Genomic DNA, 1,417 nt, shown 5'->3' on the forward strand with positions numbered 1-1,417 from the left:
GAGAAGAGCAAATTAAAATTCATCTCTGTACGCCATGAGCAAGTTGCAGCCCATGCAGCTGACGGATATGCAAGAACAAGCGGAAAACCGGGAGTTGTACTGCTGCATTTAGGACCTGGACTTACCAATGCCACAACTGGTGTAGCCAATGCAGCCTTAGACAACATTCCCATGGTAGTGATCGCAGGAGATATTCCAAGCTACTACTACGGAAAGCATCCTCATCAGGAATTTAACATGCATGCAGATGCTTCCCAGTATGAAATCTACAAGCCCTTTGTAAAGAGAGCATGGAGAGTGGAAAGACCGGAAGCGCTCCCAGAGATTTTAGACAAGGCCTTTACACTGGCAGTGAGCGGCAGACCTGGTCCTGTATTGATCTCCGTACCGATGGATATGTTCTCAAGAGAAATGGACATGGTTCACTTTGAGAGAACCAAGTATCACAAGATCCATGTGGCAAAACCGTCCTTAGATTTAGAGACGGGAGAAAAAATCATCGACATGCTGCTGGCAGCAAAGAAGCCGGTGATTCACTATGGGGGCGGTGTACTGCTGGCAAAAGCCTCAGAAGAGTTAAGAGCCTTTGTAGACTTTTTAGATATTCCGGCCACAAGAACCCTAATGGGTCAAGGGGGACTCTCCGATGCCCATCCGCTGGCGGTAGGCATGACCGGGTTCTGGGGAACAGAATACGTGAACAACACTACAAAGAATGCAGATGTGATTCTAGGATTGGGAACCACTTTTGCAGAGGCAGACAGCAGCTCATGGTATGGAGGCGTGACCTTTAACATTCCTCCTACAAAGCTGATTCATATAGACATTGACCCTTCAGAGATCGGCCGAAATTTTCCAGTAGAAATCGGTGCGGTAGCAGACCTAAAGGCAGCCCTAAAGGATCTGTTGGCTATCGCTAAAAGAAAAAAACCGGAAGGAATCGACCGACCGGAATTAAGAGCAGAGATCAAGGCATACAAGGAAGCCTTTAAGCAGAGCAATCAGGCAGTAGAAACCAGTGATCAATTCCCCATGACACCCCAAAGAATCCTACGGGATGTGCGAGCGGTACTTCCGGAGGACGGAATCATCCTAACAGATGTAGGCTGGAACAAAAACGGTATGGGACAGCAGTTCCCGATCACCGTGCCAGGAACCATCCTTCATCCTGGAGGACTGGCAACCATGGGATTTGGACCATCAGCAGTGCTGGGAGCAAAGCTCGGGGCGCCGGATAGAAAAGTAATCACCATGGTGGGCGACGGTGGATTTGGAACAAACCCATCGGTTATGGCGACAGCAGTAGAACAGGGAATCCCGGTAGTGTGGGTAGTAATGAACAATGGAGCCTTTGGAACCATAGCAGGACTGGAGGCAGGCCACTACCATCACACCTTCGGAACCGTATTTAAAAAGC

1 protein-coding gene is annotated in these 1,417 nt (G+C 49.0%); it reads left to right on the forward strand.

Annotated elements, in window-relative coordinates; translation table 11 throughout:
* A partial coding sequence (locus BUB56_RS19185; RefSeq protein WP_110942839.1) for a thiamine pyrophosphate-binding protein occupies positions 1–1,417 on the forward strand: 1,417 nt, incomplete at both ends.

The sequence above is a fragment of the Geosporobacter subterraneus DSM 17957 genome, from assembly GCF_900142145.1.
GTDB classification, from domain to species: Bacteria; Bacillota; Clostridia; order Peptostreptococcales; family Thermotaleaceae; genus Geosporobacter; species Geosporobacter subterraneus.